4 protein-coding genes are annotated in these 6,055 nt (G+C 61.7%); all 4 read left to right on the top strand.

Features of this window, described 5'->3' with window-relative positions:
* The first annotated feature begins 86 nt into the window (after positions 1 to 86).
* The 4 genes from ACFE99_RS21640 to ACFE99_RS21655 all read left to right on the top strand — a co-directional run bounded on the left by ACFE99_RS21640 (position 87) and on the right by ACFE99_RS21655 (position 5,306).
* Entirely contained in the window at positions 87 to 509 is a 423-nt protein-coding gene (locus ACFE99_RS21640; RefSeq protein ID WP_375488445.1) for a PIN domain nuclease, read from the top strand.
* Between the two features lie 925 nt (positions 510 to 1,434).
* On the top strand, positions 1,435 to 2,949 hold the full coding sequence (locus ACFE99_RS21645; protein WP_375488446.1) for a peptidase: 1,515 nt from the start codon (positions 1,435 to 1,437) through the stop codon (positions 2,947 to 2,949).
* Positions 2,950 to 3,556: 607 nt separating this feature from the next.
* Complete coding sequence (locus tag ACFE99_RS21650; protein WP_375488447.1) at positions 3,557 to 4,420, top strand: cyclopropane mycolic acid synthase family methyltransferase; 864 nt, start codon at positions 3,557 to 3,559, stop codon at positions 4,418 to 4,420.
* A gap of 406 nt (positions 4,421 to 4,826) precedes the next feature.
* Positions 4,827 to 5,306: a MarR family winged helix-turn-helix transcriptional regulator gene (locus tag ACFE99_RS21655; RefSeq protein WP_375488448.1), complete on the top strand. Its 480-nt coding sequence runs from the start codon at positions 4,827 to 4,829 to the stop codon at positions 5,304 to 5,306.
* Positions 5,307 to 6,055 lie beyond the last annotated feature (749 nt).

A 6,055-nucleotide genomic window follows, 5' to 3' on the forward strand; every position in this document is an offset into this window, starting at 1 on the left:
AACCCGCCGCAACCAGGTCCCTTCACTCAACCAGTGCGGAAAACGGGCCTAGGGGAGATGGCTGATCCCGATCAGCGTGGTGATGTGTGGCGATAGTCGCTCGGCACCTCATCGACACCAGTGCGGCGGCTCGCATGACACACCCCGAAGTCGCCGCGCGGCTCGCGCCACTCATCGAGGCTGGATTGGTCGCAACAACGGCTCAGCTCGACGCGGAGGCGCTCTACAGCGCCCGAAACGCTGCGGACTACGAACAGCTTTGGTCAGATCGTCGCTTGGCGTACGAATATCTGCCAACCAACGACGAACACTGGCAGACCGCTCTGGACGCGCAACGGCGATTGGCCAGCACTGGTCGTCATCGTGCCATCGGCATGGCCGATCTTCTGATCGCCGCCCTCGCCAATGCCCACGACGTAACGCTGCTTCATTATGACGCGGACTTCGAGATTGTGGCCGAGGTACTGCCGTTCCAGCATCGCTGGGTGCTGGAGCGCGGCAGCATCTAGTGGTCGTGAAATCCCTTCGTGCACAAATTAATTGCGGTATTTACCGGTAAAGCCGCATATTCGTTTCCTGCATAATCTGGCGGGGGCTACCCGGCCACGCGAAGAACCGCCGTATCGGAACAGCCTGCTCCACTGATGCAATATGCGGTATTCTACCCGACATAATCTCTATTATCGGTAGCTGCTCTAATTAGCTGAGCAGGTAACCTGTCCAGGTGTCGGCGTTGGCGTCCAACCCAGTGGAAACCACCGGGCGCGCATCGCCGTGCGGCTGTCCAGTCTAATGAAAACGTCGAGCTGGCAGCCTGATTCGGCCGATCGCGGCGCACTGCGCGGCTTGATATCGACCGTTTTCGGGCCAGGGTTGACCAAATTGATGAGTGCCCCTGGCCCAATCGCCGTGATTCGTGGTGCTTAGCCGGTAGCCATCCCATGCCCAGCGATTCGTCACCGTGACGTAACTACGGTATTGGTGCCCGCTGGGTCGGTCTGTCTAAAACTGTTGCGCTCGGGCCGCTTTGGTTCAACCGAGACACCGGCCATTCCAGCATCCGAAAGTTAGGGTGTTACACCGCAATCACATTCGGGTCGCTGCTGGTGCAGCATGCTCACATCTTTCTCGTTTGAAGTACCCAACACTGACACGGCGACTGCCGGCCGAGGCACGGCAGACACGGCGGAGCGAATGATGGATGCCGCCGATACAAAGGCATTAGCTAGGCTATCGAATTAATATGTTTTCCCGGCCTGGCGACGACCCGCGCTTCTGGGAGTTGACGCTCGAATAGGGCTTGGGCGGCGGTTGACGGCCAACGCAGTCCGACCTCGACCCAGAAATGCGGAAAGAGACCGGCACGGCAGACCGTATTGTGGATCGGTCTTTGTGCTTCAGTGTGCCTTTGGCCGGTCGAGACGAGGGTGGTCAATGAGTTTTCGTGGGCAGCACCGCCGGCTGCGGCGCGGCCGCTCTTCAAGGTGGTTGTCAGTGGTCAGCACGGCCATGGCCGGGACGTTCGCCGCCATGTTGGCGGCTAGCTGCGCAACGGTCGCCGACGGTCGGGCGACCTCAGTGCTGTATGACCCCTTCCACGTCGGGGGCCTGCCGGCGGTCGACGGTCCCAGCGGCCCCAAGGAGGATGCGCCCCCGCCAACCGGCAAGGTGCTCAACACTGACGGCGGGGCCGCCGACAAGCTGGCGCTGTTGTCGGTCAACGACGTCGAAGAGTTCTGGACGCAGACTTATAGCGGAACCTTCAAAGGAAGCTTCACCCCCATTGACACCCTCGTCTCTTATGACTCACGAGACCCCGCAAGTCCGATGATTTGCGGCGACGAGACCTACCACGAAGCCAACGCGTTCTACTGCCGGGCCAGAAACCTCATGGCCTGGGACCGCGGGGTGCTTGTGCCGACCGGACAGCGTTATTTCGGCGACATGTCGATCCCCGCACTCATAGCCCACGAGTACGGGCATGCCGTGCAGCGCATGGCCCACCTGACCAACCGAAAAACCCCCACGGTGGTCGCCGAGCAGCAGGCAGACTGCTTCGCCGGGGCTTACATGCGCTGGGTGGCCGAAGGCCACTCCCCCCGATTCAGGGTCAGCACGGGTGACGGACTCGATCACGTTCTGGCAGGCGCCATTACGATCCGCGATCCCATTGTGACCCCGGAGGACTCCGATATGGTCGAGGAGGGCCACGGCACCGCCCTGGATCGGGTCAGCGCCTTCCAAATGGGCTTCATCCGCGATCCAGGCGCCTGCGGCGGGATCGACATGGACGAACTCAAGAACCGCCGCGGCGACTTGCCGATCTCGCTGCAGGCGGATCCGGCCGGCGACGTGGAAACCGGCGAGGTCCCGATCACCCAGGACACGGTATCGACGCTGGCCGAGGTGCTGGGAATCATCTTCTCCCCCAAACAAAACCCAACAGTTTCGTTCGAGCCCACTCACTGCGGAGACGCCAACGGCAAACCGCCGGTGTCCTATTGCCCCTCCACCAACACCCTCAGTGTTGATATGGCGGCCTTGAAGAAGATGGGCGCCTCCGCCAACGAGCGCGACTACGTCTTGCCGCAGGGCGATGACACTGCCTTGTCGGTAGTCATGTCCAGATACGTGCTGGAGTTGCAGCACGAGCGCGGGCTGCCACTCGACACGGCGACCGCGGCGCTGCGCACGGCATGCCTGACGGGAGTCGCGCACCGCAAGATGGCCGTGCCGGTGAAATCGGCTTCCGGCCAAAGCCTTTCACTTACCGCCGGTGACCTCGATGAAGCCGTCGCCGGCCTGCTCACCAACGGGCTGGTAGCCAGCGACGTCAACGGCGTCACCGTGCCAGCTGGTTTTACTCGCATCGCCGCGTTTCGCTCCGGTGTGCTCGGCGATGAGGAGCCGTGCTTCGAGCGGTTCAACGAAAACGGCAGCGGCATGTAAGGGTTTTGCGGTCACAGCTTCGGCACGTCCGTTGGCTGTATGCCCGGATAGGAGGCTTGGTCGGTTCTGGGCTCTTTGCGGCAACTGGTTTCGGTGCTGCCGGACATGGATGAAGGTGGGACATGGCCAAGGCGGTTCTGCGCTAGGGAGCCGCGTGCGTGTCGTATTCGTCACCAGCGTCGATGCGTGATTGCTACCCATCTCCTGATAGAGCATCCAAGTCCGAAGGACAAGGCGGCAAAGCAGTTGGATATTTAACTGTATTCCGATACCATTGCCTAGCCAATCAGCGCAGATGGCGGAGCGCAGTGATGCTGAAACGACATCGGCCACTACTAGGAAGGGCGAACCGTCGACGGAGAACTGTGAACCTCGGGATCTATCGCATTGGGCAGAGGCCGATGACAGTAACGCGACGATGGATCGCGTTGAGCTGTGGCCGGGATTGTTTGAGCAGCGGTGGCGCCCCTGCCGGCAAGGCGGTGACGGCAAGCAGCACGAGCTCGCGGTGCCCGGCCTGCATGCGGGCTTGTAGGTCGGGCACCGCCTGGTACCCACATCCCGACGCTTTGCGCCCCTAAGCCGATCGAGAAAGGCCCTCCGCGCTATGTCTGTACAGCTGATGCCGCGTTTCGCAGAGGTACAGGCCCACTACGACCTTTCAGACGAGTTCTTCCAGCTATTTTTGGATCGCACCCGGACCTATAGTTGTGCCTACTTTGAGCGCAACGACATGACGCTGGAAGAGGCCCAGCTCGCGAAGATCGACCTGGCGCTGGGAAAGCTGAATCTGCAGCCCGGTATGACGTTGCTGGACATCGGCTGCGGATGGGGTGCTGCGATAAAACGGGCTGTCGAGCGCTACGACGTTCATGTCGTCGGTCTAACCCTGTCGGCCAACCAGGCCACGCACGTCCAACAGATGTTCGATCACATGGACACCCCCCGCCGTGCGCGTGTGCTGCTAAAGGGATGGGAACAGTTTGACGAGCCGGTGGACCGGATAGTCTCGATCGGTGCATTCGAGCACTTCGGCCATCAACGCTACGCCCGCTTCTTTCGCATGGCATATCAGGTGCTGCCCGCAGACGGCATTATGCTGCTGCACACCATCGTGCGGCCCACCTTCAAAGAATTGCGGCAGCGGGGACTCGCGCTGACGCACGAGCTGGTGCACTTCAGCAAATTTATTCTGGCGGAAATCTTTCCGGGCGGCTGGTTGCCGACCGTGCCGACGGTGCAAGAGCATGCCACCGCCAGCGGTTTCACAGTGCGGCGAATCCAGTCGCTGCAGCCTCACTATGCCCGGACCCTGGACACCTGGGCGACAGCATTGCAGGCAAATAAAGACCGCGCTATCGCTATCCAGTCGCAAGAGGTGTACGAGCGCTACATGAAGTACCTGACTGGCTGTGCGCAGCTGTTTCGCGACGGATACACCGACGTCAACCAGTTCACGCTGGTCAAGTAACTATTCAGCGCCGCACTAGTGCACCTCGCAGCTGCGGGCGAAGTAGGCGCATGGATTAACGCATTTGCGTCAGGAGCTAGGCCAGCCAACCGGCGTATGCACAACCCCTGCGCCTAAGGGAACCTCGTTTTGTGCAGAGGTCGCCGCTGTCTGAGCGCCCGCCCCACTCAGGTGATTGCCCCCTCGCCGCTCCTATCAGAATCAAGACATTAAACTATATAACGAATAACATCCCCGGTAATGTCAGCACACCGGACCAGCGCGTGCTGACTATGGGGTCCCGGCTTCCAGGTCCAGCTGCCGCCCAGGCGACGAGGCAAGCTTTACAAACGAGGAGTTGTGAGGAAGTACTCCGATGCCTGAATCCTACGGTGGTCCAGACGTGTCGGGTTGGGGGCAGGACACCATGGCCCGCTGGCCGGCCGAACGGGTCAAGGAGCTTGCCCAGCAGCTCTACCACGTGCTAGTCGAGGTGTTTTGGGTGGTGGGGCGCCGGGATCGTGGCGGCGTCCCAGCGGGTGAACTTTCGCTAGCCCAACTGTCGATTCTGATGGTGTTGCGTGAACACGGGCCGATGCGGATGAGCGCATTGGCCGCGCACGAGCGTGTCCGCGGGCCGACCATCACGCTCGCCGTCGGCCGCCTGGAGAAATTGGGCCTGGTCAGCCGGTCTCAAGACCCGACCGATCTCAGAGCGGCGATCGTCACGATCACAGGCCATGGCGAGGCTGTCTGCTGTCAGTCGATGGCCATACGGCTCGCTCGACTTGCGGCAATGCTCAACACGCTCAGCGCCGAGGATCGAGCAACCCTGCGCGAGGTATTGCAGCCTCTGGAGCGACTGGCAGGCCGCGGCATCGCCTCGATGCTTGGTACACAGATGTGACATCACAGCCGGCGCCCTGCTCAGGACGCATATCCCGCCCTGATACAAGCCGCGCCAGTGATGGGGCGAGTTCAGGAGGGCAATGCGAATGCCGCCCGGTGTGGCGCCTGGCTGCGGCTTGCTGCTATAAGTCTGCGTTGGATTGCTATAACTTACTGGTATAGTTATAGCGGACTTGTCTGGACTTCGTCGCCGGGAGGGACTGACTTGACCTCTACCCTTGTTCCGTGTCGATGGCGCAGTCGGCCAGGCTGGCAGCGCGAACGGCGAACTCGATGCGGGCAGCCCCGCCTGTACCACCGCTCTGTGTCCGTCGCACCGATCCCCTACCCTGCGCCGAAACCCCTAGAGCGCCGCGTCGCATCAGCTTCGATCGACCTTCGAATCCTATGCATCGCAAACCGACTCGCATGCGCCGGATCGCCACCTACAGACGTCGACCTTTTACGGCCCCGGCGCGTGGTGTCACAGCCGGTGCCGCATGCCAGCAGATCGCTGCCGTCGGCGCGGAAATCGTCACGCCCAGCGCTCGCCCGCGCGGTAGTGTCACTGCCCGATCGGACGATCGCGCCTGACAATGGCCGGGGTTTTCCGGCATCGTCGCGAACACATGAAATGAGAGCATCATGAGCGGACCGCACGAATCCTCAGACGACGTGACCCGGCCCTGGCAAGATCCGCGGCGCGGGTCTGGAGGCAGCCTCCCGCCGAGTGACGACCCCGAGGCCACCCTGCAGGCTTCGACACAG

Origin of the sequence: uncultured Mycobacterium sp. (genome assembly GCF_964249325.1) — a bacterium.
In the GTDB taxonomy this organism is placed as follows: Bacteria; Actinomycetota; Actinomycetes; order Mycobacteriales; family Mycobacteriaceae; genus Mycobacterium.

Coding starts and splice junctions, on each gene's coding strand:
- ACFE99_RS21650 (WP_375488447.1), top strand. CDS start 3,557: ATGTCTGTACAGCTGATGCCGCGTTTCGCAGAGGTACAGGCCCACTAC.
- ACFE99_RS21655 (WP_375488448.1), top strand. CDS start 4,827: ATGGCCCGCTGGCCGGCCGAACGGGTCAAGGAGCTTGCCCAGCAGCTC.
- ACFE99_RS21645 (WP_375488446.1), top strand. CDS start 1,435: ATGAGTTTTCGTGGGCAGCACCGCCGGCTGCGGCGCGGCCGCTCTTCA.